Here is a 23094-nt window from a genome sequence, read left to right as displayed (position 1 = left end):
CCTCTTATTCAGCAAACACCTTGTTCCACTCATCTTTTTTCGCTAACATTTTTTCTGCAATCTCTTTTGCGCCTTCCAAGCTGTGATTGGCAGCCCATCCGCATTGAACTTCGTTGCAGGCAGGTACTTCCTCCGCTTTTAGAACATCATGCAATGTTTTTTCTAGGACCTCAAGGATTTCATCATAGTTGTCATGGTTAATGACTGAAAGATAGAATCCGGTTTGGCAGCCCATTGGACTGATATCCACCACTGAATCATGATGGTTACGGATATTTTCCGCCATTAAATGTTCGATTGAATGAAGCCCCGCCATATCCATATGATCTTTGTTCGGCTGGCAAAAGCGAATATCATATTTATGGATAACATCTCCATTTTTACCTTGGGTTGTACCAGCAAGACGTACATAAGGTGCTGCAACTTTAGTATGATCAAGATTGAAGCTTTCTACATTCATTTTTTTAACCATTATGTTTCAACTCCTCTATCATTAATAAAATCAATTCTGCCGAGTGCTTGGAGGCAGTATCTAAAAATTGGTCATAAGATACGCGGGCATCTTTACCGGCTATATCTGAAAGAGATCGGATAATGACAAACGGCACCTTGAACTGATAGGCAACCTGAGCAATCGCCGCCGCTTCCATTTCTGCTGCATACAATCCCGTAAGCTTTGTCCGGATAAATTCCACTCGTTCATGATCGCTCATGAACGAGTCACCTGAAGCGATCAGACCTTTTGCTACTTGTATTCCGCTTACCTTCTCTGCACTTTTTACAGCGATGGAAACAAGATCGGCATCCGGTACATAGTAGGCCGGCATCTGTGGAACCTGCCCATATTCATAGCCAAAGATGGTTGCATCCACATCATGATGGCGAACTTCCGTTGAGATGACGACATCTCCAACATTCAGGTCTTTGTGGAACCCTCCAGCCGATCCTGTATTGATAATGCAGTCTGGTTGAAACATCTCAATCATCAACGTTGTTCCAATAGCGGCATTTACTTTACCGATACCCGATTTCAGGAGAATGATATCAAGTCCATCAATCTTCCCAGTATAAAATTCACAGCCGGCGAGCGTTTTGTCCTGCCTGTGTGATAGTTTATCCCGAAGAATGATGACCTCTTCTTCCATAGCACCGATTATTCCAATTTTCATAGCGACAACTCCAATATATTCTGTTAAATTTTTTTCGTTTTAACAGCTTCCATCAGCCAGACATAGGTATTTAATTTTTCAAAAGAAACTTCAAAACCATGTTTCTGAAAAATTTCATTCAGCACTTCAAGCGTCGTATAATATTCCGTCTGAAGATCCTGCAGCAGGTTTAAATAACCTTGTTCTTTTACGATGCGGTACCTTTCCTGCCGGTCCGCCTCATTAATGAAAGCTGTATCCGCAAATACAATTTTACCATTTTCCTTTAAAATCTGGCTATATAATTGGATAGCAGAGTCTTTTTCTTTATCTGTAAGGTGATGGAAAGCATAGGTGCTTACGATAGCATCAATCTCTCCAGGAAGTTCTGGAAATGCCAAAAAGTCTCCATCAAAAAGCTGGAGGTCTGTAAAACGGGCTTTTGTCTTTTCCCGCATGCCTTTTGAAGGTTCAATACCATAAACCGTTCTCCCGGCATCCAGCAGTTTTTCGGTCAGGTTTCCAGTACCCACTCCAAATTCTGCGACAGTTCCTGTCGTCCTTGAGGCAACCGCTTCAAGAATTTCTCCATATCGTTCAAATACTTCCTTATATTCTTCATCTTGGCCTGACACTGATTGATCGTATGATTCTGCCCACTCATCAAATAACGAAATAAATTCTCTGCCCATTTATCCCACTCCGTCTATTTAAAATATATAATTCCTATCACTATACTATGAATTAAAACTTTACAGGTTCCAAGATATCACAGAAATCAGGAATAATCAATCAAACGGCACTCTCATTTTGGGGCTTAAATTAACGAAAAAGCCGTCTGAACAAATGTTCAGACGGCTTATGCTTTTATTAATTTTTTGTAACGCTTGTGGGTTTCCAGCCTTTGCCGTCTTCCCATTGAAGCTGAACTTCATAGCGGCTTCCATCTTCCTTTGAAAGGACACGTCCTACCGATTTGTCCGGTGCCCCTCCATTACCCAGCCACAATAATGTCATTTGATCCTCGGGTATTCCTGTTGCATAGGATAAAGCCTTTGTTTGTTCGTTCCAGTCCGGAGTTCCTTTATCGTACGATTTGGTGTGTGCGCCTGTTTGTGAAGTTCCCACAGGATCCCATGGACCATCTGGGCCTCCCCCTTCAGGTTTATCGGTCTCTTTTTTAGCCGAATCATCTTTATTTTTATCTTCGCTGTCATCTTTCTGCGAAGAAGAATTCTGATCCGTACCAGAGGAATCTTTGTTCTTATCTTCATCTACGACGATCGAGTCGTCTTTCTTTGTTGTATCGGTTTTAGAGGAAGAGGAATGGTTTTTCTTATCCTGATTACCGTGAGCAGGAGAAGAAGACGTCTGGCTGCTGCCTCCGTTCATGAATATGTTAGCTCCGACAATTATAATCAAGAGGATAACTACTCCGATTGCAATGTTTAACGTTCGATTTTGTTTTCGCTTTTCAAAGCGAGAACGGTATTGTTTTCTGCTCATACAAACCTCCTAAAAAAGTTTTGCTATATCAATTTTACCACGATAAACGAATTCGACAAGTTTGAGATTTTGAGTATGTAGCAGAACTTATTATTTTTCTTTATCGTTATTGTAAATCCTTTTCACAATGTCGGCATAAGTCGAAATAACAGTTGTACGTGCACCTGTATAATCTAAATCAATAACAACGAGCGCATATTTTGGATGGTCGGCAGGAAAATAACCGGCAAACCATTTATTTGAAGTATTAGCTTTCCCTTTTTCTGCCGTTCCGGACTTGCCCGCGACTGCATATGGCAGACCCTGTAACGCCCTCCCTGTTCCCTTTGGATCGGTTACAACGCCACGAAGCAGCATCTGAAGCTTTTGTGCAGTATAAGGCTGTATTTCTGCTTTTTTCTTATGGTCTTGAAAAGTAAGCAAGGTATTCCCGTTTTTATACAGGATTTTTGTCGCACCTTTCACTTCCTCCACTTTTCCTCCACGAGCGATGCCAGCTATCATATTTGCAACGGATAAAGGTGTAACCTGGACATCTTTTTGGCCGATTGCCGTTTGAGAGATGGCTAATGGCTGATTTTTGTCGTAGCGGTCAGCCCAGATCGTTGCATACTCTTCTTCCGGAAACTGTTTGAAGTCTTGATAATGATAAACTTGCCCGTTCCAGCCTGATCTGCCGGTCAAGCCAAGCTTCTTGGCATAGTCATCCAACATGCTATGATCTTTTTTCATCATATCATTAGCCAGCAGGCCGAATGTCCGATTGCAGCTTTGTGAGAAACTGCTGTTAAAGTCCAAATTTCCTAGTGGATGCTTGGCCTTCTTCCCATCAATCCCGAGGTCACAGTCAAACGTCCTCTCTTTTTGAAGATCTTTATGATCAATGGCAGCGGCCGCCGTCACGATTTTAAAAACAGAACCCGGAGCATGCCGAGTCAGCATCTGGTTTTTGCTTAAGCCTGTTTTGTATGGCCGGCTTACCATACCAAGCAGTTCATTGCTCGAAACATCCAGCATTACAGCTCCGCCATTTTTTATGCCGCTTACGTCAACAGCACGCTCAAGAATGGCCTGCAGCTTGCTGTCTACCGTGGTTTTCACACTAACTGGATAAAAGGGATTGGATGGAGCAAGGTATTTAACGTCCAGACCGAAAAGGGGAGACCCTGACCGGTCAACATGATAGATCAGCTTCGTCTCTCCTTCAGAGATCAAGAACGGATCAAACGCCTGCTGAAATCCCGTTTTTCCAATTTTTGTATTAACATTGATCATCCCTTTATCAAGTTTATCTTTATAATTTTTCTTGATCACTTCCGGGGCTTGTCCCGTTACGCCGAGCAAGGAACTGGCAAACTCCGAGTGCTTATTTCTTGCAATATAATGAGCATAAACTCCTGGAAGCTTTAATTTATTGATTCTTTCCATTGTCTGGGTCGTAATATCATCTTTCTCATCAGCGATAACGAAGGGTTCTTCGTGCTCTTCAACCGTTCTCCGAATTACAGAAGGACTTTTTCCCAGCACATCCGCCACTTTATCGATGGCCTTCGCTTCACCCTGCAAAAAAGGGAATAAAATAACAGCTGGCTTTAATTCCGCGGAGATCATCTCGCCATTTCGGTCAAGCAGCAGCCCTCTTCCTTCATTGATTGTAAAGGAATGTGTGCGTTGTCTTACACTCTCGTCAATTAGATTGACCTTATGTTTTGAAAAGGATTCTGTAGATACTAGCTGTATCTGAATCAGGCGCCCGGCAAGGAGAAACAAACCCAAAAGAAATAGCGAGCCGGAAATCACTATGCGTTTATGAATGATTTTCATAAAGACCACCTCATTTTCATTGTGGTCTCTCCCGGCTTTAAATAAACTTGCTGCCTGCCTAAAACAAAAAACAGCGTCATCTAAGACGCTGTTTTCCTTATTTTACTTCTAAAATTCGTACACTTATTTCTCCGCCTGGAGTTTGTACTGAAACCTGCTCTCCGACTTTCTTGCCTAAAAGGCTTTTTGCCATCGGAGAATCATTTGAGATTTTCCCTTCAAACGGATCGGCTTCCGCGCTTCCGACAATCATATAAGTTTCTTCGTCACCATCTGGAAGCTCAAGAAACTTTACAGATTTTCCGATGGATACGCTGTCTCCTGCCGCTTTATTTTCTTCAATGATCACGGCATCGCGTACCATTTTCTCCAATTGAACGATTCTGGCTTCAACAAAAGCCTGTTCGTCTTTTGCAGCATCATACTCCGAGTTTTCGGAAAGATCACCGAAGCTGCGAGCGATTTTTATACGTTCTACTACTTCTTTTCTTTTTTCAGTCTTTAAATGTTCTAATTCGTTCTCTAATTTTTGCTTGCCTTCAAGCGTCATATAATGTTTTTTCTCTTCTGACATTCTGAATTCACTCCTTCAATTAATCAGTACCCTTGATAACTATATATGTCGTCAAACAGATCTGATATGTATATCGGATTTCTTACACCTTACTAAAAAATAAAGCGCTTGCCAAATTTATTGGTGGTATTAAACCGAACCATGCGGAAAAAATGAGGACTCAGCCTCATTTTTTTAGGATTGCTTTTTCTTCAAGGATAGTTTGAATTTTGGTGACCATCAAATCGATCGCTACCCGGTTTTGTCCGCCTTCCGGGATAATGATATCCGCATACCGTTTTGTAGGTTCAATGAACTGGTTATGCATCGGACGGACTACTGATGTATACTGATCGATCACTGATTCGAGCGTACGTCCTCTGTCACGGGTGTCCCTGACCATACGCCGGATAATCCGGACATCGGCATCCGTGTCGACAAATAGTTTGATATCCATTAGGTCCCTTAGACGCTCATCTTCCAAAATTAAAATACCTTCAAGAATGATTACATCTTTCGGTTCGACTGGGATAATTTTATCACTTCTTGTATGTGCTGTATAGTCATAAACCGGCTTTTCTATGGATTTATATTCCAAAAGGTCGTTTATTTGGCGAATAAGCAATTCATTGTCAAAAGCCAGAGGATGATCATAATTTGTTTTGAGACGCTCGTCCATCGTCTTGTCGGATTGATCTCTGTAATATGAATCCTGCTCTATAATCAGAATCGACTGATCGGCAAACTGGCGGTAGATTTCCTTGGCAACTGTAGTTTTTCCAGAGCCTGAACCCCCGGCTACCCCTATGACAATCGGTTTTTGTACCATGTTCTTTCTCCTTCCAAACTCTCTAACGCTGCTCTTTATCCTTTTTCATGCTGATGGCTAAGCCGTCGCCGACAGGCAGAATGGCAGTTGTATACTCTTCGTTGTTCATGAGAAACTCATTGTAAGAACGAATCTTTCTTACTAAGGATGCCAGCCGTCTCGTTCCAACCTCGCTGTCATCGGCAACATAGCCTTTAAAGAGAATATTATCTGAGATCATGATGCCTTTCGGCCGAAGTTGTCTTCCATAGTTCTCAAAAAAACGCTGGTATTGTCCTTTTGCGGCATCTATAAATACAACATCGAAGGGTGCATGTTTTTCTGCCTCTGCTGCTAATTCATTGGCGTCACCCAGCAATACAGTTATTCTGTCCGTAAATCCTAGTTCCTTAATATTGGCCACAGCCAGCTCGTATCGTTCCGGATCTTTCTCAATGGTAACGATCGAAGCATCCGGTACAGCTTCTGCCATACGAATCGCAGAATACCCTATGGCTGTCCCTACCTCCAAGATTTTTTTCGGCTGGATAATTCGGAGGTGCTGAAGCAAGGCTTCAATGCCGACGAGCTCCATGATCGGAACACTATGCTCTTTTGCATACTCCTCAATTTCCACTATTCTCGGATCTCGATCAGGAATTAATTCTTCGATATAGTCCTGTACTTCTTTTGTGATCAAGGCGATGCCTCCTTACTTAACCCGGAACATTATATCATAAAAGCATAATGTTATGTTTTCTTTTTAGCTTTTCCTTGCGTGCGCCTGCCATTCATCCCGGTATTTTTGAACGACCTTTGTATGTTCCTTGTATGTTTTTGTATAAATCACTTGACCGTTTGGGCGGGCATAGAAAAAGTAATATCCCGACGGTTCTGGCTTCAGTGCAGCTTTAATCGATTCTTCTCCTGGAGATGCCACCGGGCCAATGGGCAGCCCTGGATATTTATACGTATTATAAGGTGAGTCATACTTTAGTTCTTTGTAGAGAACTTGTACTTTAAAGTTTTTACGTGCATATTTAACGGTTGGGTCGGAATCAAGCGTCATTTTCCTTTTTAACCGGTTGTAAAAAACACCTGATATTTTAGGCCGATCTTCTGGCCTTTGAGCTTCCTCTTCAATCATTGATGCTAAAGTCAGAACTTCATAAGGCTTTTTCTTGCTTTTATTAATTTCAGCCTGGTAGTTATCCATTATCCTTTGCGTTTTTTCCACCATTTTCTTTATAACCGCTTTTACATCAGGTTTTTTCTCATCGAACTCATATTTTGCAGGGAACAAATATCCTTCAAGAGGATAATAGACCTTTTTGTCATAAACTTTATTATCAATAATAGGAAACTGTGCCTGCAGCTCTTTCACAAATCTTCTGTCGTTCATAATCTTCATTACTTGTTCTTTGCTTTGGCCGGTGTTTTTCGCCACTACTTCGGCTACTTGCGGAATGATAAACCCTTCAGGTATGGTGAAGGAGGTTTCAGGATGGCGAAATACTTTACCGTTCTTTAAAGCGGCGATCAGCTGATCGACATTCATTGAAGGCTTAAGGTCATAGACGCCAGCCTGCAAATTTCCAGACTCTTTAGATTTGGCATACACCTGAAAGACCATGCTGCTGGTGATCAGCCCTTTGTCTTCTAAAATTTTTCCGATAGTGGAAACTGAAGAACCAATCGGTATATCTACCGTAATCTTTTTATCGTTATGTTTGTTTACAGGTCCAAGCGCATCTTTTATGTATGTATATCCATATAAAGCAGCTGCGGCAATGATCACAAAGATCAGAAATAGAACGACTGCTGTATTTCTTTTTCGGTTTTTCCCGCCGGAATCAAGAGGGCCTCCCGAAACCGTATTTAATATTAACACCCTTTTTCTCTCCCTTCATCTGCTTAATTATACTGATAAGTAAAAATCATGTCTAGCTTCCATAATTAAGAAAAGCGCAAGCGTCTCTGTTAAAGTCCGATATAGAATAAGTTCATCATTAATCGATGCCGGACTTATGCCCTGCGGATACTATCGCTGCAGCCAGACAAAACTCCCAGATAAAGGGATTTAAAGTGATAAGACCTTTAGTATGCTCCAATGTCATAAAAAAAAGCAGCTAAAGTTAGACTTTAGCTGCCAATCGATTATTCTTCTTCATCTTGAAAAGCGTTTAGTGTTTCTTCGATCATTTGCCATTCTTCATCTGTTTCAAGAGGGAAAAGCTCGATATCGTCTTCCTCTTCACCCTTGTCTACAAAACGGAAAGGAAAAACTTCCTGCTCTTCGCTCTCCTCATCTTCTTGATCGTCACCAGCTGGTACGAGCAGAATGTAAGAATGGCCTGTCGGAGTGGTGCTTCCGTCAATCGTCATTAGTACTTCAAACAGATTTTCTTCTCCATCTTCTCCTGGAATGATAATGTGCTCTTTTTCTTCATTTGCCATTTGAATCACCTCAATCTTTTAATTGGCGGCTGTCTAAATAACCTTGCAGAATCAAAACCGCTGCCATCTTATCAATCACTTGTTTCCTCTTCTTGCGGCTGACATCTGCTGAAATCAGCATTTTTTCTGCAGCCATCGTCGTTAACCGCTCGTCCCATAACACGACGGGAAGTTCAAACCGCTTTTCAGCCTCTCGGGCAAATTCCTGGCATGCTTCACCGCTCGGACCAATGGATCCGTTCATGTTTTTGGGTAAGCCTACTACAATTTCTTCAACTTCGTACTGTTTGACCCACTCGCCAATACGTTCAAAGACTTCGTCGGGCTGATGCGGTTTTCTCCTGACCGTCTCAATTCCCTGAGCAGTCCAGCCCATGGCATCGCTGACAGCCACTCCAACCGTGTGGGAACCCACATCAAGTCCTAGAATTCTGGTCATTAGAGAGAATCCTTTTCCTTCGTATCAAGATAGGATTTAACCAGTTCTTCAATAAGTTCATCCCGTTCAATTTTACGAATCATCGTTCTGGCATCCTTATGGCGTGGAATATAGGCTGGGTCTCCTGATAACAGATACCCGACAATTTGATTAATCGGGTTATAGCCTTTTTCCTGCAGTGCTTCATAAACGGAGAATAGCACTTTTTGTACATTTGGATCCATTGAATCGTCATGAAAATTAAACTTCATTGTTTTATCCATAGAACTCACGGCCAACACCTCTTTCTCTAACTTCTCCCTTTTGACTGAATGTATTTTCCCTTTATACAGTCATTGTACCCTTAATGCTGTGATTAGCAAACAGATTTAACTGCTTCAATCACCGATTCCAATGCAGATTCCAATTTTTCGGGATCTTTTCCTCCAGCTTGCGCCATGTCAGGACGGCCTCCGCCGCCTCCGCCGCAGCGTGAAGCTACTTCTTTTACAAGATTGCCGGCATTGTAGCCTTTTGAAATCAAATCTTTTGTAACTCCGGCTACAATGTTTACTTTATCATTATTTACTGCTCCGAGTACTACAATTCCGCTCGAAAGTTTATTTTTTAAATCATCAACAATGGACCGCAGGCCATTCATATCTGCAGCATTTACTTTTTTAACGATCAGAGAAACACCATTGACCTCTACTTTTTCGTTGATTAAGCTTCCTGCTTCCAAGTTGCCTAATTTAGAAGACAAAGCTTCCTTCTCACGAAGAAGTTCGCGAACTTGGCTTTGAAGTGTTTCGATGCGGTGCGGCACTTCTTTTGTATTGGTTTTCAGTATAGCAGCAGCGTCACGAAGAACCTGAACCTGTTCCTTCATCGCCTGGTATGCTTCTTGTCCTGTTACAGCTTCAATCCTTCTTGTTCCAGCACCGATTCCTGTCTCAGAAAGGATCTTAAACAATCCGATCTCAGATGTATTATGAACATGGCATCCACCGCAAAGCTCAAGGCTGTAATCCCCAATCTGAACGACACGGACCACTTTTCCGTACTTTTCACCGAATAAAGCCATTGCACCCATAGATTTTGCTTCATCGATTGGTTTCAGCATCTTATCCACTGCGATCGTCTTCCAGATTTTCTGATTGACGATTTCCTCGATGCGCTCCAGTTCCTCAGGAGAAATACTTCCGAAGTGAGAGAAGTCAAATCTAAGTCTTCCTGGGGCGACGAGAGAACCAGCCTGATTAACATGGGTTCCCAGAACATCTTTCAGCGCCTGATGCAGAAGGTGGGTAGCCGTATGATTTTTTACAATGGCAGCACGCTTTTCAGCATCTACTTGTGCCACGACTTCAATCCCTTTGCGCAAGCTTCCTTTCACTACCGTTACAGTATGAAGGTTCTGACCGTTCGGCGCCTTCTGTACATCCTTCACGTACAGTTCTACACCTTCTCCAATAATAGTTCCCTGATCGGCTACCTGACCGCCGCTTTCAGCGTAAAACGGAGTGAGATCCAAGATGACCTGCCCCTCTTCTCCTTCGCCTAGCAGGTCTACCCGCTCACCGTTTTGAAGAGTCTCCAGCACTTTTGAAGTACTTCTTTCTTTATCATAACCGACAAATTCACTGTTGGTTTTGATATCGCTGAGTACGCCTCCCTGCACTTGCATGGAATCTACATCCTGGCGCGCAGAACGAGCACGTTCACGCTGTGCTTCCATCTCTTTTTCAAAACCGGCACGGTCGACTTCCATATTGTGTTCAGCAGCGTACTCTTCGGTCAGTTCAAAAGGAAAACCGAATGTATCATAGAGTTTAAACGCATCTTTTCCTGCAATCGTGCTGCTGCCTGATGCTTTTTCTTTTTGGATGACATCCTCAAGAATCGCCAATCCTTCATTGATGGTTTCATGGAAACGTTCCTCTTCGTTCTTGATGACGCGCTGAATAAAAGGAACTTTTTCTTTCACTTCAGGATAAAAATCAACCATTATGTCAGCAACAGTCGGTACAAGTTCAAACATGAACGGACGATCTAAGCCTATCTGTTTAGCGAAGCGTGTCGCTCTTCTGATCAGGCGGCGAAGAATATAACCGCGTCCTTCATTTGAAGGCAGAGCATTATCTGAAACCGCAAAAGCAACCGTTCGAATATGGTCAGCAATTACCTTAAACGCCGTATCCGTTTCCTTGCTTACTCCATACTTGCTGCCTGAAAGCTGTTCAGTCAGCCGAATCACAGGAATGAAGAGATCTGTGTCATAGTTGGTTGGAACGTTCTGGATGACGGAAACCATGCGCTCAAGGCCCATTCCTGTATCAATATTCTTCTTTGGAAGTGGAGTATACGTTCCATCAGGATTATGGTTGAACTCGGAAAAAACAAGGTTCCATACTTCAAGATAACGGTCATTTTCTCCACCCGGGTAAAGTTCCGGATCTTCTGGGTCATTACCGTACTTTTCTCCTCGGTCATAGAAGATCTCTGTGTTTGGCCCACTCGGCCCTTCTCCGATATCCCAGAAGTTTCCTTCCAGACGGATGATTCGTTCTGCAGGCACCCCTACTGTCTTGTTCCAGATATCGAATGCTTCATCATCTTCCGGATGAATGGTTACAGAAAGCATTTCAGGATCAAAACCAATCCATTTTGGATCTGTTAGAAACTCCCAAGCCCAAATGATGGCTTCTTCTTTAAAATAGTCCCCGATAGAAAAGTTCCCAAGCATCTCAAAGAATGTGTGGTGTCTTGCTGTGATTCCTACATTTTCAATATCATTTGTACGGATTGATTTCTGCGCATTCACGATTCTTGGATTTTCAGGGATGACCCTGCCGTCAAAGTATTTTTTCAGCGTTGCTACTCCACTATTAATCCATAGCAAAGACGGATCTTCGTGGGGGACGAGTGATGCACTTGGCTCGACACTGTGGCCCTTCTCCTGGAAAAAATCCAGAAACATTTGTCTTACTTGAGCAGACGTTAAAGTTTTCATCTTTCCTATCTCCTTTCTGGTGTAAAAACGACAGGCAAATAAAAAAACTCCCGTTCCTGATCTGCATCAGGGACGAGAGTTGTTATTCACGCGGTACCACCCTGGTTATGAACCCGCTTTCAATGGGGATCATCACCTTAAATAAACGTTAACGGGGTTTAACCGGCAGGTATTAATTGCACTCGGGAGTAGCTTTCCGTTCCTCTTACTTTTAGAAACCTTTCAGCCGAGGGTTTCCTCTCTATAAAGGGTAGAAACGTACTTATCTCCATCATCGTTTTGCTTTATCTTGCAGTAAGTATAATTCCTTCTAGGGCATTTTGTCAATCTTTGCCGTAAGTCTGTGATCACGTATGTGAACAACGATCACTTTAAGTATAGAAAACACAGGAACAGCTAGGATCAAGCCAAGAATTCCACCAATTTCTCCGCCTGCAAGGAGGGCGAGGATAATCAGAGCTGGATGGATATGAAGGCTTTTGCCAACGATCAGAGGCCCTAAAATATTTCCTTCTATAAATTGAAGCACAAGCATAATTCCTGCAACAATCAGCACCATTTTTACAGAGATCGTGAATGCGATGAATATAACCGGAACAGCACCAAGAATTGGTCCAAAATAAGGGATCACATCGGTTATGGCAATAATAATCCCAAGAATAATCGGATAAGGCATGCCTGCCAGCCAGAGAGCGAGCACAGCAGCTGCACCGAGAAGACTCCCGACAAACAGCTGCCCGCGTATATAGCCGCCAAGTGACCGGTCAATATCTTTCAATAAGTGAATGCCTTCTTTCCGCCATTTTCTCGGGGTTATATACCAGCATGCTCGTTTAATTGCATCAATATCCTTTAAAAAATAAAAGACAAGGAACGGAATGATAATCAAGATAAAAAAATAATCGACAATTTTTTTTATGGATCCGATCACATTGGCCGCACTTTTTTCCAAGTATTGTTCAGCCGATTGGATATAATCTTCAATGCGGAGATGGATGGAACGAGGCAGCCGGGAGGTATGGTGGTCCACTTCCAGCAGCCAGTTACGGTACGTTTTTGATATGGCAGGTATATTTGAGACGAGTTCCCGTATCTGAAGCACCATGTATGGGATGCCTTTGTATACTCCGTAGCCGATACCGCCAAAAAACAAAACGTAGATAAACAGAATCGCCAGCGTCCGCGGAACGCCCCAATGATGCAGTTTTTCTACGAGGGGATGAAGCAAGTAGGTGATGAACACCGCAATAAAAAAAGGGATAAACACCGCTTTGACCGTTGTCAGCACAGGTGTCCAGAAAGGGGCAAGTTTAAGCAGCAGCCAGCCGCACAGAAACAAAAGTACCAACAGAGACAGGCGGATGATCCACTTCATATACTTTTCTCGATGTATAGTAATCACCTCCATTTATATTGTTGCCCCAACCTCTCATTTCATGAAAAAAAGTCCATGCTTTTTTTAGCATGGACTTTCATTTCTTTAATAAATGGCTTTTGCCAGTCTCTTACGCATTTTTCTTACTCTTTTAGAAGATAACAGGTCGTCCATCCTCATAAAATTCATCCCGTTTTTTCTGGATGATTTCATTCCTTTGAAAGCTGCCCAGATGCCTAGGGCAAGTAATGGTTTTAAAATGTTATTCATGTTGTCACCCACCCATTCATTAAGATCACTTAACGTTATTGTGCATCGGCATTAAAGGATAAATCTTGATCTTCAAAAAGATCATCAAGCGAAGTCAGACTGCCGTCTTCTTCCACTTGGTGAAGGGACAGCATGCCATTTACAATGGACAGTTCGATAAAACAATTCCAGCAATAATACTGATTGACACCGATCTTGCCTATATCCTTGCAGCTGCAGTTCGGGCATTTCAAATTGAGGGCCCTCCTTTATAGCACTTATCGTACAAAAAGTGACTGCTTCCCAATGGTTAACGGCTCGTGGGAATAGATGAGAGATCTTCCATCCGTCCAATCGGAAAACAAACCTTTTGTCACTTCAATTGCTACAATCCTGCCCCAATCATCAGAAAAATATACATCCTCTACTACGGCATTCGTTTCTCCGTCTTTTGAAAGGAGAGCCTGCTTTAAAATACAGCGAGGATGTTTTGCCATCGTAAAAGTCCCCTTAGCTTGGAAGGGTATCTTGTACGGCCTGCAGCTGCACAGCAATACAGAATCCTGGCCAGCCATCGACACAGAAGTGTAAGGCACATACTTCTTTCGAAAGGAAAAGGAAAGCCTTTTTTCACAAATTATGAAACCAAGCACGTTTCCTTTAGAATCTGCCACCACATCTTCTACTCGTCCGATGATTTTTTGGCTATCGGCATGCATTGCTCTTTGTCCTTTTAAAAAAGAAAATGTCCGCAAAGTAACCCCCACCCTTCCGAACATTCTTATCATTCCACGACTTCTAAGGGTTCATGCTTGAAACGTTTTCCATGTTAAACTGAGTCAGCCGCTCCTTCAGTCTCGAATACCTGGCAGATTCATCATTACGCTGAACAGCAAGTTCAAAGGCGGATTCTTCTCCGCACAGAATTAAAAATTCTCGGCTTCTTGTAATTCCGGTATAGATCAAGTTTCTTCGCAGCATACGGAAATAACTTTTCACCACTGGCATGATCACGATCGGAAATTCACTTCCCTGAGACTTATGGATCGAACAGCAGTAGGCATGTGTTATATGATGAAAATCTGATCGTGTATACACGACTTCCACATCATCAAACGCAACCACGAGCTGATCTTCCTTATCCGTCGTTTCTTTTGCATAAATAATGGATACAATCTCTCCCATATCGCCGTTGTACACGTTATCTTCCGGTTGATTAACGAGCTGCAGAACCTTATCCCCAACCCTGAAAGCCACCTGCTGAATATTCAACTCGCGTTTTTGCGGCCCTGAAGGATTAAAGAGTTCCTGCAGCGTCTGATTCAGAATATCGATACCTGCATTGCCCTTGTACATGGGAGCCAGGACTTGAATATCCCTGGGCGTATACCCTTTTTGCCTCGCGTTTAGGCACACCTGTTTCACCACTTCCAGAACTTGCTGCGGCTGGCAAGAAAAGAAGCTTCGGTCCGCTTTTCTTTTTCTCAGATCATTCGGAAGTACGCCGTTCTTCATGTTATGAGCCAATTCAATGATGGAAGAGCCTTCTGCCTGCCTGTAAATGTCTTTAAGTTCAACCGTGGGAATCACTTTTGATGCAATCAGATCCCGCAGCACTTGGCCAGGACCAACAGAAGGCAGCTGATCTTCGTCCCCGACAATAATGATTTGAATATTGCCTGGAACTGCTTTAAAGAGGGCATGTGCAAGCCAAATGTCAACCATTGACATCTCATCTACTATAAGGAGTTTTCCTTCCAGCGGGTTCTCATCACTATGTTCAAAGCCCGCTCCGCCTTTCCACCCTAACAGACGATGGATCGTAAATGCTGGAATACCCGTGGATTCTGACATCCGTTTTGCGGCCCTGCCGGTTGGAGCAACAAGCAGCACAGGGAACGGTTCATCCTTCTTATAGGATGTAGGGTCCAATGAAACACCGTGCAGTTCTGCATATACTTCGACAATCCCTTTAATAACGGTAGTCTTACCCGTACCTGGACCGCCTGTAAGCACCATGACCGGTGAATAAACAGCCGTCTCGATCGCCTGCTTTTGTGATGGCGCATACTCGATTCCCAGTCTTTCTTCCAGTTCACCCAGTGCTTTTAGGAATTCGGAATGAGGAAAAGCTTCCTGATACTCCTCCTGGCTGGCAATGCCTGTTACCGATTCTGCAAGCCCTTTTTCAGAAAAATACAGTGAGGGCAGATAGAGCCTGTCATCCTCCATGACGATTTTTTGATCCTCTCTTAGGGCCTCAATCTCACGGAAAATATCTGAATCGTTGATCGGAGCTTCTCCATTGGTGAGCAGTTTTTTCACTTCTTCCATCACAAGTTCAGAAGGAAGATAAACGTGGCCGGCGTCCGTTCCCCTCTCCTGAAGGATATATAAACAGCCTGCTCTGATCCGTTCCGGATGGTTGTAAGACAGCCCAATCCCTTTACCAAGCTCGTCAGCACGCTGAAAACCAATTCCTTCAATGTCATAGATGAGCTGGTATGGATTATTTTGAATGATATGAAGAGCTTCTTCCTTATACGTTTGATAAATTTTCATGGAGAGCTGAGGACCGATACCAAATGGATTCAGCGTCACCATAACCTGCTCAAGCCCTTGGTGCTCAATAAGAACGTCATACAAATTCTTTGCTTTTTCTTCATTCAGCTGCGGGATGCCATTCAACACATCCGGATTTTCCAATATCGCAGAAATGGCGTTTTTCCCCAGATGATTGACGATTGCTTCGGCTGTTTTCTTGCCGATTCCATGGAAGAGGTCACCAGAAAGATATTGAACCATTCCTTCTTTGGTCTGCGGCATATCTTTGCGGAACTGTGCCACATGATATTGTTTTCCGTATTTCGGATGTTCTTTGAAATGGCCAAAGAAAATATAGCGTTCATCCTGATACAGCGGAGGAAGAGTACCTGTGATTATTGCCTCCTTCTCATCGTACGATTCATTCGTCTCATGCACGCGGATGCGTGCGACAGTGTACAAGTTTTCCTGATTAAAGAAAATGGTGGTAAGCAGCGTGCCTTTTAAATATTTTGCTTGTTCATCGAATAAATCGAAAGAAGACTGTTTATCCATCTTTGGTCTCCTGACTTTAAAATAATTCAGACTGCACAGCTTTTTTCTCCACAGCCATTATTGCATTTTATTTTCCACGTTCTTTTTTCCGTTTGCAGCGAGATAATGATCGGGCTGTATACTGAGCGCCTTGCTGAAAGCATGATTGGCAGCGTCCAGTTCATCGAAGTAAACACAGGCCACACCAAGGTTATAAAATGCATCTGCATGACCCGGATCTTTTTCAGTTACCGTTAAAAAAACGTTTTTTGCCTGTTTTACCTGCTCGAGCTGAGCGAGACAGAGCCCATATTGAAAAAGAGACTCTGTGTCGTTTTCGTTCATTTCTGATGCACGCAGAAAATGCGGCAGAGCCCTGATTTGTTCCCCTTTTTGGACAAAGCACATACCGAGCATAAAATGAACGTCGCCCTCATTCACCCCTTTTTCCATCGCCTTGAGAAAGAATTCTCTTGCTTCTTGAAACCTTTCAAGCTGATAGAATGCGATGCCCGTACTATAAAGAGCAGCTCCTGCTTCCGAATCAAGCTCAAGAGCTTTTTCGAAAAAAACGAGGGCTTTCTCGTGCTCGTGGACAGCCGATAACAAATTCCCATAGTTAATATAAGGTACCGGGTTGCCCGGTTCTTTTTCAATCTGCTGTTCAAGTGCTTTTGCCGTTTCCTCTAATTTACCCTTTTTAAAATAATCCTGTTCCACTGCCATCCTCCTGAAATCTGTTCTGATTAAAGTATAACAAAGAATGGAGCACCTTAATAAAAAAACCAGTCCTTCATATACAAAAGGACTGGTCGGCTTATAAATAAGAAATAGGTTCTCCGTTTTTGATAACCTCATCAATGGTAGCACCGCCAAGGCAGACATCTCCGTCATAGAAGACAACGGCCTGGCCCGGCGTAATCGCACGCTGTGGTTCATCAAATACCACCTCAAGGGTCCCATTATCCAGTTGAGTGACGGTAACACCTTTATCAGGCTGACGGTATCTGAATTTTGCTGTACAATGAAATGTTTTTTCTTTTGGCTGCGGACTTACCCAGCTTGGTTTAACTGCAACCAGACTTTCACTGTAGAGCGCTTCATGATCAAAGCCCTGTTCCACGAAAAGAACGTTCTCCTTCAAGTCTTTGCCAACAACAAACCACGGATCTCCGCTTCCTCCGATGCCAAGGCCATGGCGCTGTCCGATGGTATAATACATCAACCCGTCATGCTTGCCTTTTACATCTCCATTGAGCGTACGCATCTCACCTGGTTTTGCTGGAAGATAATTGCTGAGGAACTCTTTAAAATCCCGTTCTCCAATAAAACAGATGCCTGTGGAATCCTTTTTCTTCGCTGTGGCCAGCCCGGCTTCAGCAGCAATTTTGCGAATCTCCGGCTTGTTCAATTCACCGATCGGGAACATCGTTTTCTCAATCTGCTCCTGTGACAGCTGATTCAGGAAGTAGGTCTGATCTTTGTTCTCATCAACACCTCGAAGCATCTTTGCTTCTCCTTCTTCTTCCACAACACGGGCATAGTGGCCTGTTGCAACGAAATCAGCTCCTAGGTTCATGGCATGATCAAGAAATGCCTTAAACTTAATTTCTTTATTGCAGATAACATCCGGGTTCGGAGTTCTTCCCGCTTTATATTCTTCAAGGAAATAGGTAAAAACCTTGTCCCAATATTCTTTTTCAAAATTAACGGCGTAATAAGGAATTCCAATCTGATTCGCAACCGCGATTACATCATTGTAATCCTCTGTTGCCGTACAGACACCGAATTCATCTGTATCATCCCAGTTTTTCATAAAAATCCCGATGACGTCATAGCCTTGCTGTTTAAGCAAGAGTGCTGCAACAGAAGAATCCACACCGCCCGACATCCCAATGACGACGCGTGTTTCTGCAGGTGATTTTGATTGTCGTGCTGACATTCTCTTTCACCCCCCTTTCATTTTCAATGGCTCGTAAAATCTATTGAGAGCATGTCTTATGCTTTTTTGAAAAAATGCATATTTTAGAGTTTACCTTATTTTTGCAGACGTTTCACTATTTTTGCTGTCTCACGTGCCGTTTTCTCGATTTGTTCCTCTGTATTATGCAATCCAAAACTGAATCGGATCGCATTCTTTGTTCGATCTGTCTTTCCGAACATTGCCGTGAGTACATGGGAAGGCTCAATCGATCCTGCTGTGCAGGCTGATCCGCTAGAAGCCGCAATTCCTGCCAGATCAAGGTTTACGAGCAGCACTTCTGTTTTCACACCCGGAAAGCTGACATTTAAGATATGAGGCAGCCCATGTTCAGCAGAACCATTTACCATGTGTTCAATGCCTTCTTCCTTAAATATGGACAACATGGTCTTTTTAAAACCTTCATATGTTTCTGCTTTTTGAGGACCTTCTTCAGCCATTATGGAAATGGCCTTCGCGAAACCCGCAATTCCAGCAACATTTTCTGTTCCTGCCCGGCGTTTCCGCTCTTGTTCTCCGCCAAAAAAGGATGGTGCAATGGAGACCCCATCACCAATATAAAGATATCCCGTTCCCTTTGGTCCGTTAATCTTGTGGCCAGATACACTCAGCAGATCGACCTGCAATTCTTGAACGTTTAGTGAGAGAACTCCGTATGCCTGCACGGCATCTGTATGGAAATAGGCGTGGTGATCTTTTAAAATCTCCCCGATCGCCTGTATATCCTGGATTGTTCCTACCTCATTGTTTCCATACATGACCGTGACAAGAATCGTATCTTCTCTCAACGCTTTTTTTAGAGCTTGAATAGAAATTCTCCCTGTTTCATCTACAGGCAGGTATGTTACCTCAAACCCTTGACGTTCAAGCTCCTCGCAAGCATGAAGTACGGCATGATGCTCGATCTGCGTGGTGATGATGTGCTTGCCATGTTCGCTATTGGCATAAACTGTGCCAAAAATTGCGGCATTATCCGCTTCCGTTCCCCCGCTCGTAAACATGATCTGGTTGGGATGGGCGCCGATGCTTTTTGCTGCTGTAATTCTCGCTTCATCGAGCAGCTGGCGTGTTTTTCTGCCAAATTGATGAATGCTGGAAGGATTTCCGAAGTGTTCTGTAAAATAAGGCAGCATTTCCTGCACAACGTCCGGATGAATCGGGGACGTTGCTGCATGGTCTACATAGATGCGATCCATAGGATCACCCGCTTTCTTTTCATTCATTAAATGTAAAACATGTAAGAGTCTTGTTCTCCTTCGCCTTGATAGTTCGCAAGATCATCCAATGTTGTGTTATCGAGTACATCTTTTACTGCATCACGGATCTTTATCCAAAGATCACGCTTTGCCGGCTCTTCGTCTTCCATAACCTCTACAGGGCTGATCGGCCCCTCGAGAACCCGAATGATGTCCCCGGCAGTGATGGTTTTCGCGTCTTGAGCAAGAACATAGCCTCCATAGGCACCCCTGATGCTTTTTACAAGCCCGGCATTCCTTAGCGGAGAGATCAGCTGCTCCAGGTAGTGCTCAGACAAACTGTGTTCTTTCGCAATCAATTTTAAAGCGACAGGCCCTTCACCGAACTTTTTTGCCAAGGCCATCATGATGGTCAAGCCATATCGTCCTTTTGTTGAGATCTTCATCATACACGCTCCGTTCTATCCAATAGTTAACGATTTTTTTACAAAAAAACAAGGTATATCCCACAATACTGCCAATGGATACACAAAACAGGATGGTACCGAGGGAAACGGGTCCCTTTAGCAGCCACCCTCCTGCCAAAACAAAAAGTTCCATGAACAGCCTGATGTGGGCAACCTTTTTGCCGGTTTTCTCTGTCAATGCCAGCATTAAGCTGTCCCGCGGACCGGCGCCGCAGTCACTTGCAATGTATAGCCCGATTCCAAAACCGTTAATGACTAGCTCGGCTGCTAACATAATAATTGCCGCAGCAGTTGAATCAGGTGTTTTAAAAAACGGCAGCATCAAGTAACCATCTATAAATATCCCTACAAACAGCATGTTCAGAAAGGCTACGGCCTGCGGCCGTTTTTTAGTAAGCCAAGAGGTCGCACCAATGATAAGAAATCCAATAATAATTGACCAAGTACCGATTGATAAACCAAACTGATAATACAAACCGATATGTAAAACATCCCACGGGGCACTGCCTAAATTGGCTTTAATCATGAGAGAGATTCCAAATGACATGATCAGCAGACCCATAAATAAAACAAGCAATTTGACAAAGAAGGGCCTTGCGAAGCGGTTTACTATTTTCATTAGTATTTCCTTCCCTGTGCCTGTTTTTGCATATAAACCCAAACTATTATAGCATGAAACAGCTTATTCTTGCATTCAAATGAACGGTATAGTACCTTTTGATTACAAAAGAATGAGATGCAGGAATGTCTAGCTTCAGCGCTTGCAGGGCCTTATCAGGGCGCTTGCGCTTTTCTTATTAGGAGGATTCAAATGGATTTGTTCAGTGATCACCAATCTCATGAAAAAAAAGCGATGGGACCGCTCGCAAGCCGAATGAGGCCCCGGTCAATAAAAGAATTTATCGGCCAATCCCATATTGTAGGTGAAGGAAAGCTTTTAAGGAGAGCTATCGAAGCGGATCAGCTCACACCGATGATTTTTTTTGGGCCGCCCGGAACAGGAAAAACGACGCTTGCGAAAATCATCGCCAATTCCACATCTGCCTACTTTGAGCAATTAAACGCCGTCACTTCCGGAGTTGCTGACATCAAAAGGGTGACGAGTGAAGCGAAAGAACGGCTGTTGATGGATGAAAAGAAAACGGTTCTTTTTATAGATGAAATACACCGCTTCAATAAAAGCCAGCAGGACGCCCTCCTGCCTTTCGTTGAAGATGGAACGGTAATTTTAATCGGTGCAACTACGGAAAGTCCAATGTTTGAAATCAACCCCGCCTTGCTTTCTCGATCACGCTTGTTCCGTTTTGAACATTTAACAGATGAACACACACGCTCTGTAATCCTTCATACACTTGAAGATAAAGAGAGAGGCTACGGAAAATACAATATTACAATGGATGATGATGCACTCAGCCACCTCGTGTCTGTAGCCAACGGAGATGCCAGGACTGCATTGAACGCTTTGGAGCTCGCTGTTCTGACGACAAAACCAGATGCTTCTGGGCAGATTCGCATAAACCTGGAAATTGCAGAAGAAAGCATTCAGCAGCGGGTGCTGCAGTACGACAAAAAAGGGGACAACCATTATGATACGATCTCTGCTTTTATAAAAAGCATTAGAGGCTCTGATCCAGATGCCGCCCTATATTGGCTGGCTAAGATGATCTATGCCGGTGAAGATCCAAGGTTCATCGCCCGGAGGATTTATGTCCACGCAGCTGAGGACATCGGCCTCGCTGATCCGAACGCCCTTCTCGTTGCGCAAGCTGCAGCTTACGCGGTGGATTTCGTCGGAATGCCTGAAGCTAGGATTCCTCTGGCCGAAGCGGTAGTTTATCTCGCTACCGCTCCAAAGAGCAATGCAGTTATCATGGGCATCGATAATGCACTTCAGGCTGTAAAGAAAGAAAAAAGCGGACAGGTTCCCATCCATTTACGTGATGCGCATTATAAAGGGGCTAGCCAGCTAGAGCATGGCAAAGATTATCAATATCCTCATAACTTCCAGGATGGGTATGTCGTTCAGCAATACTTGCCAGACCACTTGAAGAACAAAACCTTTTACGAGCCGACTGGCAGAGGTTTTGAAAAAAGCATACAGAAAAGGCTTGAGTACTTTAACGAAAGAAAACGAAGTGAAACGTAATCTAGCACTCTGCTAATAAAAAACTATCAATTTTTGCTGAGCACGTATAGAATCCTCTCCTTTTGCTCAAAATGAGAACATAAACTCGTACATTATGAATCAAGGAGAGGATATATATGATAAAAGTAAGACAGGATGCCTGGTCTGAAGAAGATGATCTGCTTCTTGCGGAAACTGTATTGCGTCATGTGCGCGAAGGCAGTACGCAGCTCCATGCCTTTGAGGAAGTCGGCGATAAACTGGAGCGCACGAGCGCAGCTGTAGGCTTCCGGTGGAATGCGATCGTAAGGAAGAAATACGAACAAGCATTGAAGATTGCCAAAAAACAGCGAAAAGAACGGCAGCGGGCGATCGCTAAAGGCCAGCAGCAAAGCAAACCAGTAAAACCTCCGGTTAAACAGGCGGTACCAGCAGATGATGAAGTATATCATCCTGAAGAATTTTTCAGAACACCGTTCACCTCTACTGCCCCTCTGCAGGAGCTGGCTGAACCTGCCTATACAGCAGCAGTGCCTGTTCCAAGCATTCAGCCTGCTCAGGCATCCTACCAGACCTATCAGACAGAGAATATATGCCTTAATGACGTGATTGATTACTTATCGGAAATCAATAGAAACGGTCTCGCAAATGGGCGAATAGAAGGCGAGAATGCCTCACTAAAACGGCAAAATGAAGAACTTTTCCATCAAAACCAGAAGCTTACTGAGCAGCTGAACAAGGTGGAAAAAGACTTTGCGGCCATGAAAGAAGATTACCAGGCACTGCTGCAGATTATGGACCGTGCAAGAAGAATGGTGCTGCTGCAGGATGATGCCGCAGATAACCAAAGTTTCAGAATGGACAAAAATGGAAACCTCGAAAAACTTGCAAAATAA

At 43.4% G+C, this 23094-nt stretch carries 25 protein-coding genes and 1 other annotated feature; of the genes, 2 read left to right on the top strand and 23 right to left on the bottom strand.

Translation table 11 applies throughout. The features are described from left to right. Positions 1–4 precede the first annotated feature (4 nt). From AR335_RS08575 to AR335_RS08470, 23 genes are all read right to left on the bottom strand, one after another. The gene (locus tag AR335_RS08575) at positions 5–472 is read right to left on the bottom strand and encodes an S-ribosylhomocysteine lyase (RefSeq protein ID WP_053357752.1); all 468 of its coding nucleotides are present in this window, start codon (positions 470–472) and stop codon (positions 5–7) included. Further along, positions 465–1169, bottom strand: coding sequence for a 5'-methylthioadenosine/S-adenosylhomocysteine nucleosidase (mtnN, locus tag AR335_RS08570; protein WP_062234264.1), 705 nt, complete (start codon positions 1167–1169; stop codon positions 465–467). Before mtnN ends, AR335_RS08575 begins: the two co-directional genes overlap by 8 nt. Positions 1170–1192: 23 nt before the next feature. Then, a complete protein-coding gene (locus tag AR335_RS08565; RefSeq protein ID WP_062234261.1) occupies positions 1193–1840 on the bottom strand; it encodes a class I SAM-dependent DNA methyltransferase in 648 nt (215 codons plus the stop codon). A gap of 178 nt (positions 1841–2018) precedes the next feature. Beyond that, positions 2019–2654, bottom strand: coding sequence for a YrrS family protein (locus AR335_RS08560; RefSeq protein WP_062234259.1), 636 nt, complete (start codon positions 2652–2654; stop codon positions 2019–2021). 90 nt (positions 2655–2744) lie between these two features. Continuing rightward, positions 2745–4478 (bottom strand): peptidoglycan D,D-transpeptidase FtsI family protein, encoded by a 1734-nt coding sequence (locus AR335_RS08555; RefSeq protein WP_062234256.1) that lies wholly within the window; start codon positions 4476–4478, stop codon positions 2745–2747. A gap of 97 nt (positions 4479–4575) precedes the next feature. Further along, positions 4576–5052, bottom strand: a complete 477-nt coding sequence (greA, locus tag AR335_RS08550) for a transcription elongation factor GreA (protein WP_053357747.1) — start codon at positions 5050–5052, stop codon at positions 4576–4578. Positions 5053–5218: 166 nt separating this feature from the next. Further along, entirely contained in the window at positions 5219–5860 is a 642-nt protein-coding gene (udk, locus tag AR335_RS08545) for a uridine kinase (RefSeq protein WP_062234254.1), read from the bottom strand. A gap of 22 nt (positions 5861–5882) precedes the next feature. Further along, the gene (locus AR335_RS08540; RefSeq protein ID WP_062234252.1) at positions 5883–6539 is read right to left on the bottom strand and encodes an O-methyltransferase; all 657 of its coding nucleotides are present in this window, start codon (positions 6537–6539) and stop codon (positions 5883–5885) included. Positions 6540–6602: 63 nt separating this feature from the next. Then, entirely contained in the window at positions 6603–7730 is a 1128-nt protein-coding gene (gene mltG / locus AR335_RS08535) for an endolytic transglycosylase MltG (protein ID WP_062234249.1), read from the bottom strand. Between the two features lie 266 nt (positions 7731–7996). Then, on the bottom strand, positions 7997–8296 hold the full coding sequence (locus AR335_RS08530; protein ID WP_062234246.1) for a DUF1292 domain-containing protein: 300 nt from the start codon (positions 8294–8296) through the stop codon (positions 7997–7999). Between the two features lie 10 nt (positions 8297–8306). Beyond that, positions 8307–8735, bottom strand: coding sequence for a Holliday junction resolvase RuvX (gene ruvX / locus AR335_RS08525; RefSeq protein ID WP_062234244.1), 429 nt, complete (start codon positions 8733–8735; stop codon positions 8307–8309). Then, a complete protein-coding gene (locus AR335_RS08520) occupies positions 8735–9007 on the bottom strand; it encodes an IreB family regulatory phosphoprotein (RefSeq protein WP_053357741.1) in 273 nt (90 codons plus the stop codon). The genes ruvX and AR335_RS08520 overlap by 1 nt, the downstream gene beginning before the upstream one ends. Positions 9008–9090: 83 nt before the next feature. Beyond that, positions 9091–11727: an alanine--tRNA ligase gene (gene alaS, locus AR335_RS08515; protein WP_062234242.1), complete on the bottom strand. Its 2637-nt coding sequence runs from the start codon at positions 11725–11727 to the stop codon at positions 9091–9093. Between the two features lie 65 nt (positions 11728–11792). Further along, positions 11793–12011: a binding site (T-box leader), on the bottom strand. Between the two features lie 26 nt (positions 12012–12037). Continuing rightward, positions 12038–13135 (bottom strand): AI-2E family transporter, encoded by a 1098-nt coding sequence (locus tag AR335_RS08510; protein WP_234293224.1) that lies wholly within the window; start codon positions 13133–13135, stop codon positions 12038–12040. 72 nt (positions 13136–13207) lie between these two features. Beyond that, the gene (locus tag AR335_RS23830) at positions 13208–13372 is read right to left on the bottom strand and encodes a hypothetical protein (RefSeq protein WP_156316357.1); all 165 of its coding nucleotides are present in this window, start codon (positions 13370–13372) and stop codon (positions 13208–13210) included. 35 nt (positions 13373–13407) lie between these two features. Next, complete coding sequence (locus tag AR335_RS08505) at positions 13408–13605, bottom strand: hypothetical protein (RefSeq protein WP_053357738.1); 198 nt, start codon at positions 13603–13605, stop codon at positions 13408–13410. 24 nt (positions 13606–13629) lie between these two features. After that, positions 13630–14130 (bottom strand): PRC-barrel domain-containing protein, encoded by a 501-nt coding sequence (locus AR335_RS08500; protein ID WP_255357582.1) that lies wholly within the window; start codon positions 14128–14130, stop codon positions 13630–13632. Between the two features lie 19 nt (positions 14131–14149). Next, positions 14150–16450: an SF1B family DNA helicase RecD2 gene (recD2, locus tag AR335_RS08495; RefSeq protein ID WP_062234233.1), complete on the bottom strand. Its 2301-nt coding sequence runs from the start codon at positions 16448–16450 to the stop codon at positions 14150–14152. Positions 16451–16507: 57 nt separating this feature from the next. Beyond that, on the bottom strand, positions 16508–17155 hold the full coding sequence (locus AR335_RS08490; protein ID WP_053357735.1) for a tetratricopeptide repeat protein: 648 nt from the start codon (positions 17153–17155) through the stop codon (positions 16508–16510). A 91-nt stretch (positions 17156–17246) separates the two neighbouring features. Continuing rightward, a complete protein-coding gene (mnmA, locus tag AR335_RS08485) occupies positions 17247–18371 on the bottom strand; it encodes a tRNA 2-thiouridine(34) synthase MnmA (protein WP_053357734.1) in 1125 nt (374 codons plus the stop codon). A gap of 95 nt (positions 18372–18466) precedes the next feature. After that, positions 18467–19606: a cysteine desulfurase family protein gene (locus tag AR335_RS08480; RefSeq protein ID WP_062236971.1), complete on the bottom strand. Its 1140-nt coding sequence runs from the start codon at positions 19604–19606 to the stop codon at positions 18467–18469. Positions 19607–19632: 26 nt separating this feature from the next. Continuing rightward, the gene (gene cymR, locus AR335_RS08475; RefSeq protein ID WP_053357733.1) at positions 19633–20052 is read right to left on the bottom strand and encodes a cysteine metabolism transcriptional regulator CymR; all 420 of its coding nucleotides are present in this window, start codon (positions 20050–20052) and stop codon (positions 19633–19635) included. After that, positions 19985–20692: a YczE/YyaS/YitT family protein gene (locus AR335_RS08470; RefSeq protein WP_062234230.1), complete on the bottom strand. Its 708-nt coding sequence runs from the start codon at positions 20690–20692 to the stop codon at positions 19985–19987. Before AR335_RS08470 ends, cymR begins: the two co-directional genes overlap by 68 nt. Positions 20693–20884: 192 nt before the next feature. Between AR335_RS08470 and AR335_RS08465 the strand changes: the two genes are divergently transcribed. Further along, positions 20885–22219, top strand: coding sequence for an AAA family ATPase (locus AR335_RS08465; protein WP_062234228.1), 1335 nt, complete (start codon positions 20885–20887; stop codon positions 22217–22219). A gap of 116 nt (positions 22220–22335) precedes the next feature. After that, positions 22336–23094: an RsfA family transcriptional regulator gene (locus AR335_RS25360; RefSeq protein WP_062234226.1), complete on the top strand. Its 759-nt coding sequence runs from the start codon at positions 22336–22338 to the stop codon at positions 23092–23094.

It is taken from the genome of Fictibacillus sp. FJAT-27399, from assembly GCF_001510655.1.
Taxonomy (GTDB): Bacteria; Bacillota; Bacilli; order Bacillales; family Fictibacillaceae; genus Fictibacillus_C; species Fictibacillus_C marinisediminis.
This window is presented reverse-complemented; position numbering and strand designations above follow the sequence as displayed.